This is a genomic window from Kitasatospora sp. NPDC001159, assembly GCF_053598235.1.
On sequence record NZ_JBSFJV010000026.1, the window covers coordinates 19,008 to 37,982 of the forward strand.

General features: G+C 72.5%; 18 protein-coding genes. 5 read left to right on the plus strand and 13 right to left on the minus strand.

The features are described 5' to 3' along the window. Positions 1 to 245 precede the first annotated feature (245 nt). A complete protein-coding gene (locus tag ACWC9T_RS15970; protein ID WP_449821654.1) occupies positions 246 to 707 on the plus strand; it encodes a hypothetical protein in 462 nt (153 codons plus the stop codon). 12 nt (positions 708 to 719) lie between these two features. Beyond that, on the plus strand, positions 720 to 1,622 hold the full coding sequence (locus tag ACWC9T_RS15975; protein ID WP_449821655.1) for an IS982 family transposase: 903 nt from the start codon (positions 720 to 722) through the stop codon (positions 1,620 to 1,622). A 148-nt stretch (positions 1,623 to 1,770) separates the two neighbouring features. On the opposite strand, the gene ACWC9T_RS15980 is transcribed toward ACWC9T_RS15975, so the two are convergent. Genes ACWC9T_RS15980 through ACWC9T_RS16000 form a run of 5 tightly spaced genes read right to left on the minus strand, consistent with a single transcriptional unit; the run spans position 1,771 to position 7,474 of the window. Continuing rightward, on the minus strand, positions 1,771 to 2,799 hold the full coding sequence (locus ACWC9T_RS15980) for an ABC transporter ATP-binding protein (RefSeq protein ID WP_449821707.1): 1,029 nt from the start codon (positions 2,797 to 2,799) through the stop codon (positions 1,771 to 1,773). Then, on the minus strand, positions 2,763 to 3,764 hold the full coding sequence (locus ACWC9T_RS15985) for an ABC transporter ATP-binding protein (RefSeq protein WP_449821656.1): 1,002 nt from the start codon (positions 3,762 to 3,764) through the stop codon (positions 2,763 to 2,765). Before ACWC9T_RS15985 ends, ACWC9T_RS15980 begins: the two co-directional genes overlap by 37 nt. Then, a complete protein-coding gene (locus ACWC9T_RS15990; RefSeq protein WP_449821657.1) occupies positions 3,764 to 4,750 on the minus strand; it encodes an ABC transporter permease in 987 nt (328 codons plus the stop codon). Before ACWC9T_RS15990 ends, ACWC9T_RS15985 begins: the two co-directional genes overlap by 1 nt. After that, the gene (locus ACWC9T_RS15995) at positions 4,747 to 5,709 is read right to left on the minus strand and encodes an ABC transporter permease (RefSeq protein ID WP_449821658.1); all 963 of its coding nucleotides are present in this window, start codon (positions 5,707 to 5,709) and stop codon (positions 4,747 to 4,749) included. Before ACWC9T_RS15995 ends, ACWC9T_RS15990 begins: the two co-directional genes overlap by 4 nt. A 13-nt stretch (positions 5,710 to 5,722) precedes the next feature. Next, a complete protein-coding gene (locus ACWC9T_RS16000; RefSeq protein ID WP_449821659.1) occupies positions 5,723 to 7,474 on the minus strand; it encodes an ABC transporter substrate-binding protein in 1,752 nt (583 codons plus the stop codon). A gap of 154 nt (positions 7,475 to 7,628) precedes the next feature. Between ACWC9T_RS16000 and ACWC9T_RS16005 the strand changes: the two genes are divergently transcribed. Further along, the gene (locus tag ACWC9T_RS16005; protein WP_449821660.1) at positions 7,629 to 9,080 is read left to right on the plus strand and encodes an aminopeptidase P family protein; all 1,452 of its coding nucleotides are present in this window, start codon (positions 7,629 to 7,631) and stop codon (positions 9,078 to 9,080) included. Positions 9,081 to 9,087: 7 nt separating this feature from the next. On the opposite strand, the gene ACWC9T_RS16010 is transcribed toward ACWC9T_RS16005, so the two are convergent. The 3 genes from ACWC9T_RS16010 to ACWC9T_RS16020 are packed head-to-tail and all read right to left on the minus strand — an operon-like array spanning position 9,088 to position 11,994. Then, positions 9,088 to 10,113 carry a nitronate monooxygenase gene (locus ACWC9T_RS16010; protein ID WP_449821661.1) on the minus strand — a complete coding sequence of 342 codons (1,026 nt, stop codon included), beginning with the start codon at positions 10,111 to 10,113 and terminating at the stop codon, positions 9,088 to 9,090. A gap of 49 nt (positions 10,114 to 10,162) precedes the next feature. Then, positions 10,163 to 10,789 carry a response regulator gene (locus ACWC9T_RS16015; protein WP_449821662.1) on the minus strand — a complete coding sequence of 209 codons (627 nt, stop codon included), beginning with the start codon at positions 10,787 to 10,789 and terminating at the stop codon, positions 10,163 to 10,165. Beyond that, on the minus strand, positions 10,786 to 11,994 hold the full coding sequence (locus ACWC9T_RS16020) for a sensor histidine kinase (protein ID WP_449821663.1): 1,209 nt from the start codon (positions 11,992 to 11,994) through the stop codon (positions 10,786 to 10,788). The genes ACWC9T_RS16015 and ACWC9T_RS16020 overlap by 4 nt, the downstream gene beginning before the upstream one ends. 165 nt (positions 11,995 to 12,159) lie before the next feature. Here ACWC9T_RS16020 and ACWC9T_RS16025 point away from each other — a divergent pair, with 165 nt between their 5' ends. Together ACWC9T_RS16025 and ACWC9T_RS16030 are read left to right on the plus strand one after the other, a co-directional pair. Beyond that, positions 12,160 to 13,236, plus strand: coding sequence for an ABC transporter permease (locus tag ACWC9T_RS16025; protein WP_449821664.1), 1,077 nt, complete (start codon positions 12,160 to 12,162; stop codon positions 13,234 to 13,236). After that, on the plus strand, positions 13,233 to 13,916 hold the full coding sequence (locus ACWC9T_RS16030; RefSeq protein WP_449821665.1) for an ABC transporter ATP-binding protein: 684 nt from the start codon (positions 13,233 to 13,235) through the stop codon (positions 13,914 to 13,916). Before ACWC9T_RS16025 ends, ACWC9T_RS16030 begins: the two co-directional genes overlap by 4 nt. A 76-nt stretch (positions 13,917 to 13,992) precedes the next feature. Here ACWC9T_RS16030 and ACWC9T_RS16035 read toward each other — a convergent pair whose 3' ends face one another. The 5 genes from ACWC9T_RS16035 to ACWC9T_RS16055 all read right to left on the minus strand — a co-directional run bounded on the left by ACWC9T_RS16035 (position 13,993) and on the right by ACWC9T_RS16055 (position 18,960). Continuing rightward, positions 13,993 to 14,589, minus strand: coding sequence for a Uma2 family endonuclease (locus ACWC9T_RS16035; RefSeq protein ID WP_449821666.1), 597 nt, complete (start codon positions 14,587 to 14,589; stop codon positions 13,993 to 13,995). A 99-nt stretch (positions 14,590 to 14,688) separates the two neighbouring features. Then, complete coding sequence (locus tag ACWC9T_RS16040; RefSeq protein WP_449821667.1) at positions 14,689 to 15,399, minus strand: GntR family transcriptional regulator; 711 nt, start codon at positions 15,397 to 15,399, stop codon at positions 14,689 to 14,691. Positions 15,400 to 15,632: 233 nt separating this feature from the next. After that, entirely contained in the window at positions 15,633 to 16,574 is a 942-nt protein-coding gene (locus tag ACWC9T_RS16045; RefSeq protein ID WP_449821668.1) for an ornithine cyclodeaminase family protein, read from the minus strand. Then, positions 16,571 to 17,599: a proline racemase family protein gene (locus ACWC9T_RS16050; protein WP_449821669.1), complete on the minus strand. Its 1,029-nt coding sequence runs from the start codon at positions 17,597 to 17,599 to the stop codon at positions 16,571 to 16,573. The genes ACWC9T_RS16045 and ACWC9T_RS16050 overlap by 4 nt, the downstream gene beginning before the upstream one ends. Further along, on the minus strand, positions 17,599 to 18,960 hold the full coding sequence (locus ACWC9T_RS16055; protein ID WP_449821708.1) for an aldehyde dehydrogenase family protein: 1,362 nt from the start codon (positions 18,958 to 18,960) through the stop codon (positions 17,599 to 17,601). The genes ACWC9T_RS16050 and ACWC9T_RS16055 overlap by 1 nt, the downstream gene beginning before the upstream one ends. Between the last annotated feature and the right edge of the window lie 15 nt (positions 18,961 to 18,975).

Genomic DNA, 18,975 nt, shown 5'->3' on the forward strand with positions numbered 1-18,975 from the left:
GGTGGAGATGCTCGGCAGAGACTCGAGGAAGGTCATGTTCGGCATCGCCTACAGCACGGAATCGCTCGGAGAGCAGAAGTTCCTTCCTGTCGGCAAGTGCGTCTGCGTGAACTGTCAGGCAGACTATCCGCCCAGCCGGTTCGGCCCGGGGAGGCACATGACCCCAGCGGGCCTTGGTCCGACGAGGAGCCGTAGTCTGTGGCCGAAATCCTGTGCAGTGAAGTCCCTCGACGGAAGGTCCACGTGTGAATCTGGCAGTTGCCGAGATCGACCGGCACGACTGGTCAGCCATGGAATGTGGCTGCGGAAAGTCGGCCGAGCATCTCGTGCCGGTTCTTCGCTCGATCACCGAGACCCGGTCCGCCGCAGCGATCCATAGTCTCGACAATCACGTCTTCATTCAGTCCAACCTCATGCCGCCTGCCCCGGCCGTCTGTTCGGTCTTCATGGCGATGCTTGCTGACGGAATTCCGGTCGACCAGGCGAGGGACGTGCTCTGGGGCGTGCTCAGCTGCGTCGCCGCCGAGGAGACGAGTCTGTACGAGCAGTGCTTCGAGACGGTTCGGGAGGGTCTGTGGACCGTCTACCGGGAGCTGCTGGCAGCCGAGCCGCGGAGTGTGTCGGCGCATCACGCGCTCGACATCGCGGAGATCGTCGAGGAGGGCACTGAGCGGTTCGACTTCTACCGGAGTCGCGTCGTGAGCTGATCTGCTCTGTCCTTGCCATGGCCGCCCCCGTCCGACGGGGGCGTCTTGACGGCACTCTACGTGAAGATCGACGACGAGATCGGAGGAACGCGGTGGATGGGACGACCGCCCCGCCTCAGCGACTCCGAACTCGTCTGCCTGGCTGTGGCCCAGGCACTGCTCGGCTACCACTCGGAGGCGCGGTGGCTGCGCTTCGCCCGCAAGCGCCTGGCCCGCCTGTTCCCGTACCTGCCTCAGCAGTCTGGATACAACAAGCGCCTGCGCTCGGCATTGCCACTGGTCAAGCGCATGATCCGAGAGCTGGCTATGGACAGCGACTTCTGGACGGACACCGTGTGGATCACCGACTCCACCCCGGTGCCGTGCGGCATGTCGCGTCCCACCGTCCAGCGCTCGAACCTGGCGGGCTGGGCCGGCTACGGCTACTGCGCCTCCCACTCCCGGTTCTTCTGGGGCCTGCGCCTGTACCTGGTGTGCACGCCGACCGGCATGCCGATCATGTGGGCACTGGCCAACCCGAAGATCGGCGAGCGCGAGGTCCTGGCCGCGATGCTCGAGGTCGACGCGGAGCTGGTCGCCCGACGCGAGGGCATCCTGCTCATCTCGGACAAGGGCTTCGCCTCGAAACCGTTCGAGAAGGACCTCGCCGAGCTCGGCATCGAGCTGCTGCGGCCCTCGCTCAAGCGCAAGAAGAAGCGGTACGGGGAGCCGATGCTCAAGAAGGTCCGCCAGCTGATCGAGTCGGTCAACGACACCCTCAAGGGGCAGCTCGACCTTGAACAACACGGCGGACGGACCCTCGAGGGCCTCGCGATCCGGGTCGCCCAGCGCGTCCTCGCGCTGGCCGCCGGCATCTGGCACAACAACAGGACCGGCGCACCGATTACCCGCTCACTGATCGCATTCGATCACTGATCACATCGGACACACTCGTCCAGGCGGGCGCCGAGCGGGCACCGGACGGGCGCACGGCCGCCAGGCGGACGCCGAAACGGTGGAGCCCGGTCGGACGCGGCCCTCGTGAGGTTCCCCGCCACGCCCGACCGGGGGTCTGTGGCGGCCCTCAGGCCTCCGGGAAGTGGCAGGCCGCCTCGCGGTGGCCAGCGCTCGCACCGCCGGTGCCGACGAGCTGCAGCAGCGGCCGCTCCGTCCGGCACACCTCCTGCGCCTTCGGACAGCGCGGGTGGAAGCCGCACCCCGCCGGCGGGTTGGCCGGGCTCGGCGGGTCGCCGAGCAGCACGATCCGCTCCCGGGCCCGCTCCGCCGCCGGGTCCGGCAGCGGCACGGCGGACAGCAGTGCCCTGGTGTACGGGTGCGCCGGGTTGCCGTACACCTCGGCCTTGTCGCCGATCTCGACGATCCGGCCCAGGTACATCACCGCGACCCGGTCACAGACCCGCTTGACCACCGAGAGGTCGTGCGCGATGAACACGTACGCCAGGCCCAGTTCGCGCTGCAGCTGCTCCATCAGATTGACCACTTGGGCCTGGATGGAGACGTCCAGCGCGGACACCGGCTCGTCGGCGATCACCAGCTTGGGCGAGGTCGCCAGCGAGCGGGCGATGCCGATGCGCTGCGCCTGGCCGCCGGAGAACTCGTGCGGGTAGCGGTCCAGGTGCTCGGGGATCAGCCCGACCAGCTCCATCAGCTCGGCGGCCCGCTTGCGCGCCTCGGCGGCGCCCGCGCCCTGGACCAGCAGCGGCTCGGAGATGATCCGGGCCACCGTCTGCCGGGGGTTGAGCGAGGAGTACGGGTCCTGGAAGACCATCTGCAAGTGCCGCCGGTACGGCCGTAGTTGGGCCTGTGAGAGCCCGCCGATCCCGACGCCGTCGAGGGTGACGGTGCCTGAGGTCGGGTCGAGCAACCGGACGATCATCCGCCCGGTGGTGGACTTGCCGCACCCGGACTCACCGACCAGGCCGAGCGTCTCACCCGCGCCGAGGTCGAAGCTGACCCCGTCCACGGCCCGGATCGGCGCGCTGGCCCGGTCGGTGCGACCGCGCCGCCCGGGGAAGGTCTTCACCAAGTCACGTACGGACAACAGTGGTTGGCTGGTCACAGCACTCCCTCCGGCACCAGCGGCAGATGGCAGGCGGCCTGGTGGCCGGGGGCGAGCGGGCCGAGCGTCGGGCGTTCGGCCACGCAGCGGGCGTGCTCCTCGGCGGACGCGGCGGTGGTGCGGGCGCAGCGCGGGGCGAAGGAGCAGCCGGGGGCGGGGGCGATCAGCGACGGCGGGCTGCCGGGGATGGCCCGCAGCGGGGCGTCGTCGGTGTCGTCCAGGCGCGGCAGCGAGTCCAGCAGGCCGCGGGTGTACGGGTGCGCCGGCTGTGCGAACAGCCGCTCCACCGGGGCCTGTTCGGCCGCCCGGCCGCCGTACATGACCAGTACCTCGTGGGCGACCCGGGCGACCACGCCGAGGTCGTGGGTGATCATCACGACGCCGAGGCCGCGCTCCTGCTGGATCCGGGCGATCAGGTCGAGGATCTGCGCCTGGACGGTGACGTCGAGCGCCGTGGTGGGCTCGTCGGCGATCAGCAGCTCGGGTTCGCAGGCGAGCGCCATCGCGATCACGACGCGCTGGCGCATGCCGCCGGAGAACTGGTGCGGGTACTCGTCGACCCGACGGGCCGGTTCCGGGATGCCGACCTCGGCCAGCATCTCGACCGCCCTGGCCCGACCGGCCTTTCGGCCCGCCTTGAAGTGCACCCGGTAGTGCTCGGCGATCTGTTCGCCGACGGTGTAGAAGGGGTGCAGGCTGGACAGCGGGTCCTGGAAGATCATCGCGATCCGCCGGCCCCGGACGGTGCCCAACTCCCGCTCCCCCAGCCCGTTCAGCTCCTGCCCGCCGAGCCGGATCGAGCCGGTGACGGCCGCGCCGCGGTGCAGGCCCATGACGGCGAGCGAGGTGACGGACTTGCCGCTGCCGGACTCGCCGACCAGGCCCAGGGTGCGCCCGGCCTCGACGGTGAAGGAGATGCCGTCGACGGCCCGGACGGTGCCGCGCGGGGTGTCGAAGGAGACCCTGAGGTCCTCGACCTCCAACAGTAGCGGGGACATCAGTACCTCACTCTCGGGTCGACGTACGCGTAGAGCAGGTCGACCAGCAGGTTCGCGCCGACGATGAAGAATGCCGCGAGCAGGGTGACGCCGAGGATGACGGGCTGGTCGGAGCGGGCCAGGCCGTCGTAGAACAGCCGGCCGACGCCGGGCAGGCCGAAGATCGACTCGGTGATGACGGCCCCGGCCAGCAGCCCGCCGAGGTCCATCCCGAAGATGGTGAGGATCGGCGTCATCGCGGAGCGCAGCCCGTGCTTGACGGTCACCGTGCGCGGCGGCAGCCCCTTCGCCCGGGCGGTGCGGATGTACGGCTCGGCCATCGCCTCGATCATCGAGTTGCGGCTCTGCCGGGCGTACATGGCCGCGTACAGCAGGGCCAGTGCGATCCAGGGCAGCAGCAGGTTGGAGGCCCACTCGATCGGGTTCTCGGTGAACGCGTGGTACGCCGGGTAGGGCAGCAGTCCGGCCGTCCTGACGACGCCCCAGATCAGCATGATCGAGGTGAAGTAGACCGGCAGCGAGGCGGTGCCGACCGAGAGCACCATCAGCGCCCTGTCGACGGGCCGGCCCTTGCGCAGCGCCGAGGTGACACCCGCTCCGAGGCCGAGGAGCAGCCAGAGCACGGCCGCGCCGAGGGCCAGCGAGATGGAGACCGGCAGCCGGTCGGTGAGCAGGTTCCAGACCGGCAGCCCGTACTCGTAGGAGTAGCCGAGGCAGGGGAAGCCGCAGTGCACGGCGCTCGGGCCGCTGCCGTAGTCGCGGCCGGCGAAGATGCCGCCGAGGTAGGCGAGGAACTGGTCCCAGACCGGCTTGTCCAGCCCCATCGCCGCCTTGACGTCGGCGAGCCGCTCGGGGCTGCAGGTCTTGCCGCAGGCCGCCGCGGCCGGGTCGTTCGGCAGCAGGTAGAAGATGGTGAAGGTGATGGCGCAGATGGCGAGCAGGATGCCCGCCACGCCGAGCAGCCGGCGGCCGAGGTAGAGGATCACGACCGGCCTCCCCGGGGGTCCAGGATGTCGCGGAGCGCGTCCCCGAGCAGGGTGAAGGCGAGCACGGCGAGGAAGAGGAAGACCGTCGGGATGAGGAAGTACGTCGGGTCCGTCTCGTAGTGGACGATGCTCTCGGCGATCATCTGCCCCCAGGACGCGGTCGGCGGGCGGACACCCACGCCGAGGTAGCTGAGCGCGGCCTCGGTGGCGATCATGCCGGGGATCAGCAGCGTGGTGTAGGCGATGACCGGGCCGGAGACGTTCGGCAGGATCTCCCGGGTGAGGATGCGCCAGGAGCGGGCGCCGCCGACCTTCGCGGCCTCGACGTACTCGCGGTGCTTGAGCGACAGCGTCTGGCCGCGGACCACGCGGGCGATGCCGGGCCAGGTGAACAGACCGATGACCAGGGTGATCAGCAGGATCCGGTTGACGTCCTTGGCCACCGACATCATCGCGATCATGAAGATCAGCGAGGGGAAGGACATGGTGAGGTCCATCAGCCGGGACAGCACGGTGTCGGTGCGGCCGCCGAAGTAGCCCGCGGCGATGCCGGCCAGGGTGCCCGTGATCACGACCACCGCGGTCGCGGTGAACGCGATCAGCAGCGAGACCTGGCCACCGTGCAGCACCCGGGCGAACAGGTCGCGTCCGGTGGTCGGCTCGACGCCCAGCCAGTGCCGGGTACTGATGCCGCCGAAGTCGCCCCGGGGCATGCCGCCCAGGTACGGGTCCACGGCGCGCTTGTCGAACTCCTCGGAGGACCAACCGCCGAGCGAGCTCAGCGGACCGGCCAGGGCGGCCGCCAGGACCAGCACGCCGACGGTGATCAGGCCGAACCGGGCCGAGCCCCTGGCCCACAGCTGGTCCCAGACCAGCCGCCACGGTCCTCGCCCGGCCTTCTTCGCGGGGCCCGCCGCCGCGGCATCGGCCGCGGCGACGGGCTCAGTGGTCGTACTCATCGCTGCCGGCCCCTCAGCCCTTGCCCTTGGCGGGGTCCTTGAGGCCGACCACGGCGAGGTCGATCATGCCGGCGTAGCCGGAGTTGCCGAACGCGCCGGCCACGTTGGTGCCCGTCAGCAGCGGGCGGCGCTGCCACATCAGCGGGACGGCCGGGGCCTTCTTCATGAGGTCCTCGTCCAGCTGCTGCCAGGCCTTGTTGGCCTCACCCACGTCCGTCATGGCCGCGATCTGGTCCATCCGGTCCATCGTGGCCTGGTCCCGGAACTGGCTGTAGTTGCCCTGGTTACCCTTCTCCTTGATGGTGCGGCCGTCGAACAGGAACGGGAAGAAGGTCGCGGCGGACGGGTAGTCCGGGCACCAGCCGTTGATGGTCAGTTCGGGAGCGTTCTTGGTGTCGCCGAGGGTGTCGGTGAAGGCGGACGGGTCCACGGTGTTGACGGTGACCTGGACGCCGACCTTGGCCAGTGACTGCTGGATCGCCTCGGCGCGGGTCTTGTCGCCGAGCGAGACGGTGAGCGCGACCTTGAGGTCGGTCTTGCCCGCCTCCTTGAGCAGCGCCCTGGCCTTCTCCGGGTCGCCGGCCGCCGGGATCTTCAGCGGGTCCGCCTTGGCGCCACCGGTCAGCGACGGCGGCAGGTAGGAGGTCGCCACGTCGGCCATCGCCGGACCGCCGAACGCGGTCACCTGGGCCTCGCGGTCCACCGCCCACATCATCGCCTCGCGCACCTTCGGGTCGTCGAACGGCGCCTTGGCGGTGTTCATGTACAGCATGTCCGTACAGCCGGTCCGCTCGGCCGCCATACGGGACTTGACGTCCGCCTTGGGCAGCACCTTGGCGACCGACTCGTGCTGCATCCAGGGCATGTTGATGGCGTTGGCGTCGGCGCCCTGGCTCGCGATGATCCGGTCGTCGGCCTGGCCGCCCTTGATGCCCTGGGTGACCACGATCTTGTCCGGGTAGGCCTTGCGGACGGTGTCGGTGGCCTGGTCCCAGTTGGTGTTGCGGACCAGCACCAGCTGCTTGCCGCGGTCGTAGGTCTCGATCTTGTACGGGCCGGAGGAGAACGGCCGGGAGTCGTACTGGGTGCCCTTCTCCTGGGTCTGCGGTACCGGGGAGAAGGTCGGCAGGGTGACGGTGTCGGAGAACTCGGCGACCGGGCGCTTCAGGTGGAAGACGATCGTCCTGTCGTCCGGGGTCTCGATGCTCGCCAGGTGCTCTCCGGTGAGCGGGCCCTTGTAGTTCTCGCCCCCCGCCAGGTACTGGATCGCGTAGTCGGGGCCGCCGGTGAGGTCCGGCGAGAAGGAGCGCTCGACGTTGTACTTGATGTCGGCGGACTTGATCGGGCTGCCGTCCTCGTACTTGAGGCCGTCCTTCAGGGTGAAGGTCCACGCCTTGCCGCCCTCGGAGGACTTGCCCAGGTCGGTGGCGAGGTCCGGGACGATCTCGCTGCCTGCGGCCCCCGGTTCGGCCTTGAAGGTGGTCAGGGTGCGATAGAGCAGCCGGGTGCCGAAATCCATGTGCGGAACGGTCCAGTTGCGGGCCGGGTCGAGGTGGGCGAAGTCCTGGTTGGTCAGGACGGTGAGAGTGCCGCCCTTGGCCGGGGTCCCGCCGATGATCGAGCCGCTCTCCGCGCCCGGTCCCTCGGTGCTGGACGGGGCCGCGTCGCCGCCGCTGTCGCTCTTGTCGTTCTTGCAGGCCCCGAGGCCGAGGGTGAGGGTCGCCGCGAGGGCCGCCGCGAGGAGGGCATGGGTGCGCCTGGTCATGTGCAACTCCGCTGTGGGGGGCCTGCTCTGGCCGCGCCGCTGTGTGACCCGTAACATAGTAATGTGAAATTGCACTGCACAAGGGGGGACGCCGTCCGTTACCCAGCTGTGTCCGTGCGCCCCCAGCTCCCCAGCCCCGCCTAGGAGTTCACCGGTGACCCACCCGCAGACCGGCCTCAACACCGGGAGCCACGACCTCCCGGTCTCCCCCGCCCTGGACGCCTTCATGGCCACACGCTGGACCGCCACCCCGCTCCCCGCCGACCAGCGCGTCCCCGGCTGCGACCGCTTCCCCGGCCGCCGCGACCGGCTCTCCGCGGCGTTCCCCGGCGAACGGCTGATCGTCCCGGCCGGACGCCTCAAGGTCCGCTGCAACGACCTCGACCACCGCTTCCGACCGCACAGCGCGTACGTCTGGCTCACCGGGCTCACCGGTGAGGACCAGGCCGACCACGTCCTCGTCCTCGAACCCGCGGGGCCCGAGGGCCACGAACCGGTCCTCTACCTGCGCCCGCGCTCCCCGCGCAGCGGCGGCGAGTTCTACCGCGACCGCCGCTACGGCGAGTTCTGGGTCGGCCGCCGCCCCGACCTCGACGAGGCCGCCCGACTCACCGGGCTGCGCACCGAACACCTCGACGACCTCGGCAAGTTGCTCACCGGACCGCAGCCGCCCACCCGGGTGCTGGCCGGCGCCGACGCCCTCGTCGACGCGGCCACCGGACGCCCCCGCACCGACCACCGCGACGGCGAACTCGCCGCCGTCCTCGCCGAGTTGCGACTGATCAAGGACACGTGGGAGGTCGAACAACTGCAACTCGCCGTCAACCACACCGTCACCGGCTTCGAGGACGTCGTCCGCGCCCTGCCCACCGCGCTGCGCCACCATCGCGGCGAACGCTGGATCGAGGGCGTCTTCGACCTGCGCGCCCGCGCCGAGGGCAACGGCACCAGCTACACCACCATCGCCGCCTCCGGCGCCCACGCCTGCGTCCTGCACTGGATCCGAAACGATGGTGCCCTCGACCCGAACTCCCTGCTCCTGCTGGACGCCGGCGTCGAGACCGACACCCTCTACGCCGCCGACATCACCCGCACCCTCCCTCTCAGCGGCACCTTCACCCCGGTCCAACGCCAGGCCTACGACCTCGTCCTCGCCGCCCAGAGCGCCGGCATCGCCGCCCTGCGCCCCGGCGCCCGCTTCCGCGACTTCCACCAGGCCGCCATGCGCGTCATCGCCGAAGGCCTCGCCGACTGGGGGGTCCTGCGCGTCCCCGCCGACCAGTCCCTCGCCGAGGACAACGGCCTCCACCGCCGCTACACCCTCTGCGGCAGCGGCCACATGCTCGGCCTCGACTACCACGACTGCGCCCAGGCGCGCGCCGACCGCTACCTCGACGCCACCCTGGAAGAGGGCATGGTCCTCACCGTCGAACCCGGCCTCTACCTCCAACCCGACGACGAAACCCTCCCCCTCGAACTCCGCGGCCTCGGCATCCGCATCGAGGACGACCTGGTCATCACGGCGGACGGCGCCCACCTGATGTCCGGCGCCCTGCCGAGGACGGCGCAGGCCGTCGAGTCCTGGATGGCGGACCTGCTGGGCTGAGCCGCGCTCAGCTCCCCCGCGCGGCCCGCCACAGCTCCGCGACGACCGCCTCCGCCGGGCCCGACCGGGCCAGCCGGTGGGCCGTGCCCGCCCAGAGGTGCATGGCCGAGGTGTCGGCGCGACGGGCGGCGGCGGCCCGAAGCGGGGCGGTGAGGTGGTGGACCTCGGGGTAGGCGGGCGGGGCGTACGGGCCGTGGCGGTCGATGAAGGCGTTGCGCAGGCCGCGGGCCGGGCGGCCGGTGAAGGCGCGGGTGACGACGGTCTCCGGCAGTTCGGTGAGCGCGGCCCGGTGTGCGGCCGAGGCGCCGGACTCGTCGGAGCGCAGCAGGGCCGTCCCCAGCTGCACCGCGGCCGCCCCGGCCCGCAGCGCCCCCGCGACCGCCCGGCCGTCACCCAGCCCGCCGGCGGCGATCAACGGCAGGGAGGTCACTGCCCGTACGGCGGGCAGCAGTTGCAGCAGCGGCACCTCCCCCGGCCGGTCCGCGACCCGGTGGGTGCCGCGGTGCCCGCCGGCCTCCGGGCCCTGCACGCACAGGGCGTCCATCCCGACCGCCTCCGCCGCCCGCGCCTCCTCCGGCGTGGTGACGGTGCCGATCTGCAGCGTGCCCGCCGTCCGCAGCGCCGCCGCCTCCCGCGCCGTCGGCAGCCCGAAGGTGTACGAGACCACCGGCACCGGGTCCGCGAGCAGCGCGGCGAGCTTGGCCTCCCAGTCGTCCCGGTCCGGCCCGATCCGCTCCGGCAGCGCCGCCCCCCACCGCTCGGCTTCCGGCCGCAGCCGCTCCCGGTAGGCGGCGACCGACGCCGGATCCCCGGGCGGGGCCGGGACGAAGAGGTTCACCCCGTACGGCAGGTCGGTCAACTTCCGTACGACGTCGATCTGTTCGGCCATCGCCGCAGCGGACTTGTAGCCCGCGGCCAGGAACCCCAGCCCACCGGCCCGGTTCACCGCGGCCACCAGCCCGGGCGTCGAGGCCCCGCCCGCCATCGGGGCGCCGATCACCGGTACGGCGAGCTGGTCGAGACGGACGGTCATCGGGGCGCTCCTCACACTGCTACGGGCACGGAACACTCCCACCCTAAGCTCAGCGGATCAGCCCCCGCCCCCGCGCCTCCCGCACCGCCGCCGTGCGCGAGTCGACCCCCAACTTGGTGTAGATGTGCACCAGGTGCGACTTCACGGTGGCCTGGCTCAGGTGCAGGTGTTGACTGATCCGCTGGTTGGTCAGCCCGTCCGCGACCAGCCCCAGCACCTCGGTCTCCCGCGCGCTCAGCGCCGCCGCGGGCGTCCGCATGCGCTCCAGCAGCCGGTCCGCCACGCTCGGCGCCAGCGCGCTGCGCCCCGCCGCGGCCGCCCGTACCGCCTGGGCCAGCTCCTCCGGCGGCGCGTCCTTCAGCAGGTACCCGGTCGCGCCGGCCTCCAGTGCCGGCAGGGTGTCCGCGTCGCTGTCGTAGGTGGTGACCACCAGCACCCGCGGCGCGCCCGCCCGGGCGGTGATCGCCGCCGTCGCCTGCGCCCCGTTCATCGCCGAGCCGGGCCCGAACTGCAGGTCCATCAGCACCACGTCCACCCCCGACTCGGCCGCCAGCTCGACGGCCCGCTCGGCGGTGGCCGCCTCCGCCACGATGGCGAAGTCCGGCTCGCTCTCCAGCACCGCCCGCAGCCCGGCCCGCACCACCGGGTGGTCGTCGGCGATCAGCAGCCGGATCACGACCCGGCCTCCGGGGGGACCGGCAGCTGCACCGCCAGCGCGGTGCCCTCCCCGGGCGCGGACTCCACCGTGAAGCTGCCGCCGAGCGCCCGCGCCCGGGCCCGCATCGAGGGCAGCCCGAAGCCGCCGTCCCCGCCGGTGCGGCCGGCGACCGCCGCCGGATCGAACCCGGCCCCGTCGTCGAACACGTCCAACGCCACCTCTCCCTCCATGTAGCTCAGTGTCACCTCGGCCCGCCCGGCCTTCGCGTGCCGCACGGTGTTGCCGAGCGCCGACTGCGCGATCCGCAGCAGCGCCACCTCCTGCGCGGCCGGCAGCCGGACCGGGGCTCCCGAGACGTGCAGGTGGACGGGCAGGCCGCTGTGCGCCGTGGTGGTCGCGCACAGCCGCTCCAGTGCGACCGGCAGCGAATCGCCGTCCAGCGCGGGCGGGGTGAGCGCGCGGACGAACCGTCGGGCCTCGTCCAGGTTGTCCTGGGCCGCCTGCCGCGCCTGCTCGACGTACCCGGCGGCGGCCTCGGTGCGCTCCGGCAGCGCCCGCTGGGCCGCCCGCAGCAGCAGCTGGATGGAGCTGAGGCTCTGCGCGAGGGTGTCGTGGATCTCCCGGGCGAGCCGCTCGCGCTCGGCCATCACCCCGGCGGTGTGGTGGGCGGCGGCGAGGTCGGCGCGGGCGGCGGTCAGCTCGTCGATCAGCCGGCGCCGTTCCTCGCTCTCCCGGTACAGCGCCTGGTAGCCGAGCACGGTGGCGGTGGCGACGGCCGCGCCGAGCGCGGGTCCGATCGAGGCGGCGAGGCTGAAGCTGTGCTGGTGCCAGGACCACGCGGCGATCGCCGCGGCGGCGGTCAGCCCGACGGCCACCGGCCCGCCGCGCCGCCCGAGCAGGTGCAGCTCCAGGAAGTACAGCGGGAACGCCAGCCACACCCCGTCCTGGGTGGCGACCAGCAGGCCCGCCCAGGTCACGCCGAGCAGCGCCAGCCAGAGCGCGGCGGCCCGCCGGGAGGTACGGACGGCTGCCAGCCAGGGCCCGACGGCGTACACCGCGGCCATCGCGGAGGCCGCGGCGGCGACGGCGGCCGGATCCCCGTCGCCCCGTCCGACGAAGGCGGCGCGCGCGACGGCGAGCGCCAGCAGACCCGCCACGAGCAGGTGCAGGCAGACCTGGAGGACGCGGGCGACGGGGGTGGTTCTGGATCGTTCGGTCGCCATCCCTCCAGCCTAAGTTCCACGCCCGAGGCCCGGCATCAATCAAAAGGTTGAACTCCGCTTCTGCCCTTTGATGCCCAGGAACCAATCCCCGGCGCGATGCCCGCGGGCCCCCTTCTCCCAGACCGTAGTGGAGGAAGCACCCGTCATTCGTTGGAAAGGCCCACCGTGTTCGTCGCCTGGAGGGATCTCAGGTTCGCCAAGGGGCGGTTCGCCCTGATGGGAACCGTCATCGTGCTGATCACCGTGCTGGTCGGCCTGCTGTCCGGGCTGACCGCGGGGCTCGGCCGGCAGAACATCTCCGCGATCACCGCACTACCCGCCGACCACCTGGTCTTCGGCAAGCCGGCCGACGGGCAGGAGATCTCCTTCACCGACTCCCAGGTCACCCCCGAGCAGTGGCAGGCCTGGGCCCGCGAGCCCGGCGTCACCTCCGCCCAACCGCTCGGCATCACCACCACCAAGGCCGCCGCCGGCCAGCGCACCGCCGCCCTCTCCGCCTTCGGCGTCCCGGACGGTTCCGACCTGGCCCCGCAGGGCAGCCGGATCACCGCCGGCCAGGCGGTGCTGTCCAAGACCGCCGCCGAGAAGCTGGGGAACCTCGCCCCCGGCGCCGACTTCACCCTCGCAGGGCACCACCTCGCCGTGTCCGCCATCGAGGGCGACGCCGCGTACAGCCACACCCCGGTGATCTGGACCAGCTTCACCGACTGGCAGCAGTTCGCCCCCGGCGGCACCGGCCACGCGACCGTCATCGCCCTCCACACCGCCAAGGGCGCCGACCTCGCCGCCGCCGACTCCCGTCACGGCACCGTGACCCGCACCCGCGACGACGCGCTGGCCGCGATCGGCTCCTACACCTCCGAGAACGGCTCGCTCCAGCTGATGCGCGGCTTCCTGTTCGCCATCTCCGCGCTGGTGATCGGCGCCTTCTTCACCGTCTGGACGATCCAGCGCAGCGGCGACATCGCCGTCCTCAAGGCCCTCGGCGCCTCCACCCGCTACCTGCTGCGCGACGCCCTCGGCCAGGCCGTCCTGCTGCTGCTGCTCGGCACCCTCGCCGGCACCGCGATCGCCCTCGGCGCCGGCGCGCTGATCGGCTCCGCCGTGCCCTTCGTCCTGGACGCGCCGACCCTGCTGCTGCCCGCCGTCGTCATGATCGCCCTCGGCGCGATCGGCGCGGCCCTGTCCATCCGCCGGATCACCTCCGTCGACCCGCTGACCGCCCTGGGGAGCGCCCGATGAGCCTGACCCTCGACCGCATCACTCTCACCTACCCGGACGGCGACGGCCGGCTGACCGCCCTGGACGACGTGTCGCTGACCGTCCCCAAGGGCTCGATCACGGCCGTGGTCGGCCCGTCGGGCTCCGGCAAGTCCAGCTTGCTGGCGGTCGCGGCCACCCTGATCACCCCGGACTCCGGCCGGGTGGTCGTCGACGGCACCGACACGGCGGGCCTCGACCGCGCCGACCTGGCCTCCCTGCGCCGCGCCAAGATCGGCATCGTCTTCCAGCAGGCCAACCTGCTGCCCTCGCTCACCGCGGTGGAGCAACTCCAGGTCATGGCCCACCTCGACGGCCGCTCCCCGCGCACCGCCCTCCCCCGTGCCCTGGAACTGCTGGACGCCGTCGGCCTCCGTGACCAGGCCGCCCGCCGCCCCCACCAGCTCTCCGGCGGTCAGCGCCAACGAGTCAACATCGCCCGCGCTCTGATGAACGACCCCACGGTCCTGCTGGTCGACGAACCCACCAGCGCCCTCGACCACGAACGCGGCGCCGCCGTCCTGGACTTGATCACCGACCTCACCCACCGCCGGGCCACCGCCACGGTCCTGGTCACCCACGACCGCACCCACCTGACGGCCGTCGACCAGATCGCCGAGGTCCACGACGGCCGCCTGACGCTGCCTACGCCGGCGATCTAGGACAACAGGTCGTCCACCGCTGACACGCGGTGGACGACCCGCTCCCGGTGCTCACCGTCCTCCGGGTCGGTGAGCACTACTTCTTCGCGGTGAGTACGTCGTCCACCGAAAGCGTCATCGACACACCGATCGACTCCGGCAGCGTGAACGACTGGCCAGGATGGTGGACGGCGTGCACCCGGTATTCGCCGTCCTGCGGGTCGCTGAGCACCATGACTCGCTGGTTCGCCCGGTCCACGATCACGTAAACCGGCACCCCGGCCGATGCACATGCGGCGGGCTTCTTCTTCAGATCGTCGCCGAAATTGGAGGAGGTTACCTCCAGCACAAGGCGAAAGACCGCTGGGTCATAGCAGTTGTACTCGATCAACCGATCATCGCTGTGCGCGTCAAGAATCGCCAGATCGGGGACCGCAAAGTCGGACGGGCCGCCCGGCAGCCAGATGCCTACGTTCTGGAAGACTTCGGCATCATCGTCATCGAGACCGGCAGCGAAGATCAGGCGCATGAGCTCGGTCAGCGATCGGCTGTGCTTCATATTGGGCGGCGGCGTCACGGTGATCTCGCTCCCGATGATCTCGACCCGGTAGCCGGGGAGCTGGTTGGAGATCAGCTCTGCGGCCTCCAGCAGCGCCGGCTGCTCCATGGGCTCTTCCACTGCTGCGGCGGACATGGATTTCCTCCTGGCTGCCGATGTCGAGGGAATCATCGTAGAACGCGAGCACCGTCCGACGCCCGATCTTCCGCCTTCACCCGAACGAGTGGTTTAGCCCTACCGAACCCGCAGCCGCAGCGCCGGCCGCTCCGCTTCCGCCGCCTCGCCCTGGCCCGCCCAGAGGGACCGCACATGGCTGAGGTGCCGCGTCATGCACGCCTCGGCCGCGTCCGCGTCGCCGGAGATCATCAGGTCCAGCAGCTCCAGGTGCTCCTCCGCCGAGGACACCAGCTCGCCCTTCTCGTCGAGCCGCGTCAGCCCGTACAGCCGCGAGCGCTTGCGCAGGTCGCCGACCACGTCCACCAGCCGGGCGTTGCCCGCGAGCCCCAGCAGGTCGAGGTGGAACTGCCGGTCCGCCTCCAGGTAGCCGATCAGGTCGTGCTTGCGCGCGGCCGCGACGATCTCCTCCGCCTGGGGGCGCAGCCGCTCCAGCTGGTCCTTGCTCGCCGTGCGCGTCACCCGGCCCACCGTCGGGACCTCGATCAGGGCGCGGATCTCGGTGTAGTCGTCGAGGTCGCGTTCGGTGAGTTCGGTGACCCGGAAGCCCTTGTTGCGGACGGCCTCGACCAGCCCCTCCCGGGCGAGGTCGAGCATCGCCTCGCGGACCGGGGTGGCCGAGACGCCGAAGTCGGCGGCGAGCGCGGGCGCGGAGTAGACGACGCCGGGGCGCAGCTCGCCGGAGATCAGGGCCGCCCGGAGTGCGTGGGCGACCTGGTCGCGAAGCCGCTCCTGCACGGAGATCAGGGTGCGGGATTTGAGCTCGGCCATGGTGTTCCTCCGGGTGGGTGCAGAACACCAGTGTACAATGTCACGTTACGTTGAGCATGCAACAGTCCGGGATCCGAACACCCCGTCAACCCCGCCGAGGCTCATGGTGGCAGCGGCCGTCGGCCGTGACAACGGCTGACGGCACACGATCTACCCCGCTCGCGACACAGGAAGAAGCCGGCCCAGCGGGCGATCCCTTCCCGCCGGGCCGGCTCCGGCTTCCTCGGTGAACCTCAGGCTCCCCGGAAGTCCCGGTACACCTCCGCCGCCACCGCCAGGTCCTCCCACGCCATCCCGACGCTCTTGAAGAACCGCGGCCGCCCGCCCGGCACCAGCGCGTCCCCGCGCACCAGCTCGGCCAGGTTCCAGACCTGCCGCCCGGCCACGCCCGCCATCACCAGATCCCCGGCCTCCCTGGCTGCGACCGTCCGCGCCTCCACGTACAGCTCGGCCCGCCCGATCAGCACCTCGTCCACCTCCCGCGCGTCCGGCTCGTGCGAGCCGACCGCCGCGACGGCCGCGTGCGCGGGCACCAGCGCACCGTCGAACAGGGGCGTCCGCGCGGTGGTGCAGCAGACCACCAGATCCGCCCGCCCGACCGCCTCCGGCCCACCCACGCCGGCGGAAAGCCCGAGCCCCCGCCCGTACGCCGCCAGCGCCCCGGCCCGACCGGGATCGCGCGCCACCACGGTGAGCCGGCGCAGCGGCCGGACGGCCAGCAGCGCGCCCAGGTGCCCGTAGGCCTGCGGGCCGGAGCCGAACACCACCAGGTGCTCGGCCTCCGGCGCCGCGAGCCGCGCCAGCGCCGCCGCCGTCACGGCGGGCGTGCGCAGGGCCGTGAGGGCCGCACCGTCCAGCACTGCCAGCGGCTGCAAGGTGGCCCCGTCCAGCAGCAGATAGCTGCCGGTGATCCGGGGCAGTCCGAGCGCCGGGTTGCCCGGCGCCACCCCAGCGATCTTGACGCCCGCGTACGGGCCGGCAGCGGCCGGCATCAGCAGCAGCTCCCCCGCCGGCACCGCCACGGCCGACCGGGCGGGCGCCGCCTCCGGGTCGAACCCGTCCAGCAGCACCCGCTCGATCGCCCCCACCGCCCCGGCGGGCCCGACCCCGCCGGTGCCCGGCACGGTGCACTGGAGCGGCTCAGTCGCCGCGCCGGGCAGTACGGAGCCGGTCACAGCAGGAACCCCGTGCCCAGCGAGTCCCCGGGCTCCAGGACGAAGCGGTGCTCCCCGGTGCGGTACGCCGTCCCGGTCACCTCGGTGACCACGCCCTCCCCCAGCGGGTCGCCGCCGGCGAGCACCCGCCCGGTGAACACCGTGCCGGTGATCGACTCGTGCCGCAGCTCCTCCCCCGACGCGAGCCGCCCCTCGGCGGCGAGCACGGCGAGCCGGGCGGAGGTGCCGGAGCCGCAGGGCGAGCGGTCGATCTGCCCGTCCGCGAACACGACGACGTTCCGCTGGCTCAACACGCCGCCTTCAGAGGGCTGTTCGTCGTACAGCACCACCCCGTACACCCCCGACAGCCGCGCGTCCGTCGGATGGGCGACCGCCTCCGAGCCGGCCAGCAGCGCCCTGATCTCCCACCCCGTGGCGGTGAGTTCGGGCAGCAGCCCGGGCTCCACCGCGAGCCCGAGCGCCGCCGCCGGCACCGAGGCGTAGCACGCCCCGGAGTGCGCCACCGCGACCTCCACCACCCCGCGCGAGGTGGTCACCGGCAGCTTCAACGCGCTGACCCGGCTGGGCACATTGCGGAAGGTGACCCCGGTGGTGCGCCCGCCGGTGCGGTGCACCAGCGCGGTGACCCGCCCCGACGGCACGTCGATCCGCACCCGCGCCACGCCGTCCACCGGGGCCGGAACCAGCCCGGAGTCCACCGCCCAGGCGCCGAGCGCGATGGTGCCGTGCCCGCAGGCCGTCGAGTAGCCGTCCTTGTGCCAGAACAGCACGCCCAGGTGCGCCTCGTCGTCGTCCGGCGGCACCAGGAACCCGCCGTACATCCCGGCGTGCCCGCGCGGCTCCCGGACGAGCAGCTGCCGAACGGCGTCCAGCGCGCTCGGCCGGGGCGCGGTGGCGCTGCCGCCCGCGCCGAGCGCGATGGCCCGGCGCTCGGCGACGCTGTCGCCGGGGACCAGCGGCGCGCCGTCCAGCACGATCCGGAACGGCTCGCCGGCCGCGTGGTAGTCGACGGTACGGACGTCCATCAGGCGCCCCCGCCCGGCAGCACGCTGACCGTCCGGCTCACGGTGTAGAAATCCATTGCCGCCTGGCCCTGTTCGCGGTCGCCGTGGCTCGCGCCCTTGGTCCCCCCGAAGGGCAGGTGGAAGTCGACGCCGCTGGAGGGGGCGTTGACCCTGATCATGCCCGCGTCCAGCCGGTCTGCGGCGGCCAGCGCCACGTCCAGGCTGCGGGTGTGCACCGAGGTGGCGAGGCTGTGCGGGGTGTCGTTGGCGAGTGCGATCGCCTCGTCCAGGTCGGCCACCGCGTGCAGCACCGCGACCGGTCCGAAGAACTCCTCGCGCGCCAAAGGGTGTTCGCCCGGTACGTCGGTGAGCAGGGTCGGCTCGACGTACCAGCCGGCCCGCTCGGGCACCCGCCCGCCGGTCAGCACGGTCGCCCCGGCCTCGACCGCCGAGGAGACCGCCCCCGTCAACCGCTCCCGCGCGGCGGCGTTGATCACCGGCCCGCACACCGCGTCGTCCACCGCCGCCAGCGCCTTGACCAGCGCCTCGCGCAGCGGCTCGTAGACCGCGCCGACCGCGATCACCCGGCTGGTGGCGGTGCACTTCTGCCCGGCGTACCCGGCCACGGCGGCCGCGATGTGGGCCGCGGCCAGCTCCACATCCGCGTCCGGTAGTACCAACGCGGCGTTCAGTCCGCCGAGTTCGGCCTGCACCGGCACCCCGCGCCCGGTGGCCGCCCGCACCACGGCCCGCCCGACCCCGGTCGAGCCGGTGAAGGACACCACGTCCGCCGCGTCGACCAGCGCCGCGCCCTCCTCGGCCCCGCCCGGCAGCACCGTGAACACCTCGGCGGGCAGCTCGGCCAGCTCCGCCAGCCGCAGCGCGCAAGCCGTCGCCTCCGGCGCGGGCTTGAGCACCACCGTGTTCCCGACCGCCAGCGCCGGCGCGGCCTTCCAGCTCGGGATCGCCAGCGGGAAGTTCCACGGCGCGATCAGCCCGGCCACCCCGTACGGGCGCCGCCGGGTGAGCAGCAGCCCGGGCCCCGCGGCGGTCTCGTGCACCGCCCCGGACGGTGCGTACGGCGCCTGTGCGTAGTACCGCCAGATCGCCGCGGTCCGGGCGACCTCGCCTCGTGCCTCGGCGAGCGGCTTGCCGACCTCGCGCACGATCAGCGCGGCCAGTTCCTCCGCGTGCGCCTCGACCGCCTCGGCGATCCGTCCCAGCGCCGCCGACCGGGCGCCCGCCCCGGCCCCGAGCCAGCCGCTCTGCGCGGCCCGGGAGCGTCCGACGGCGGACCGCACGGCCTCGGCGCCGGGGTCCTCGACGGCGACCACCAGGTCGCCCGGATCGGCGGGGTTGTACGAGGTGATGGTCACAACCAGCAGCCCTTCCAAATG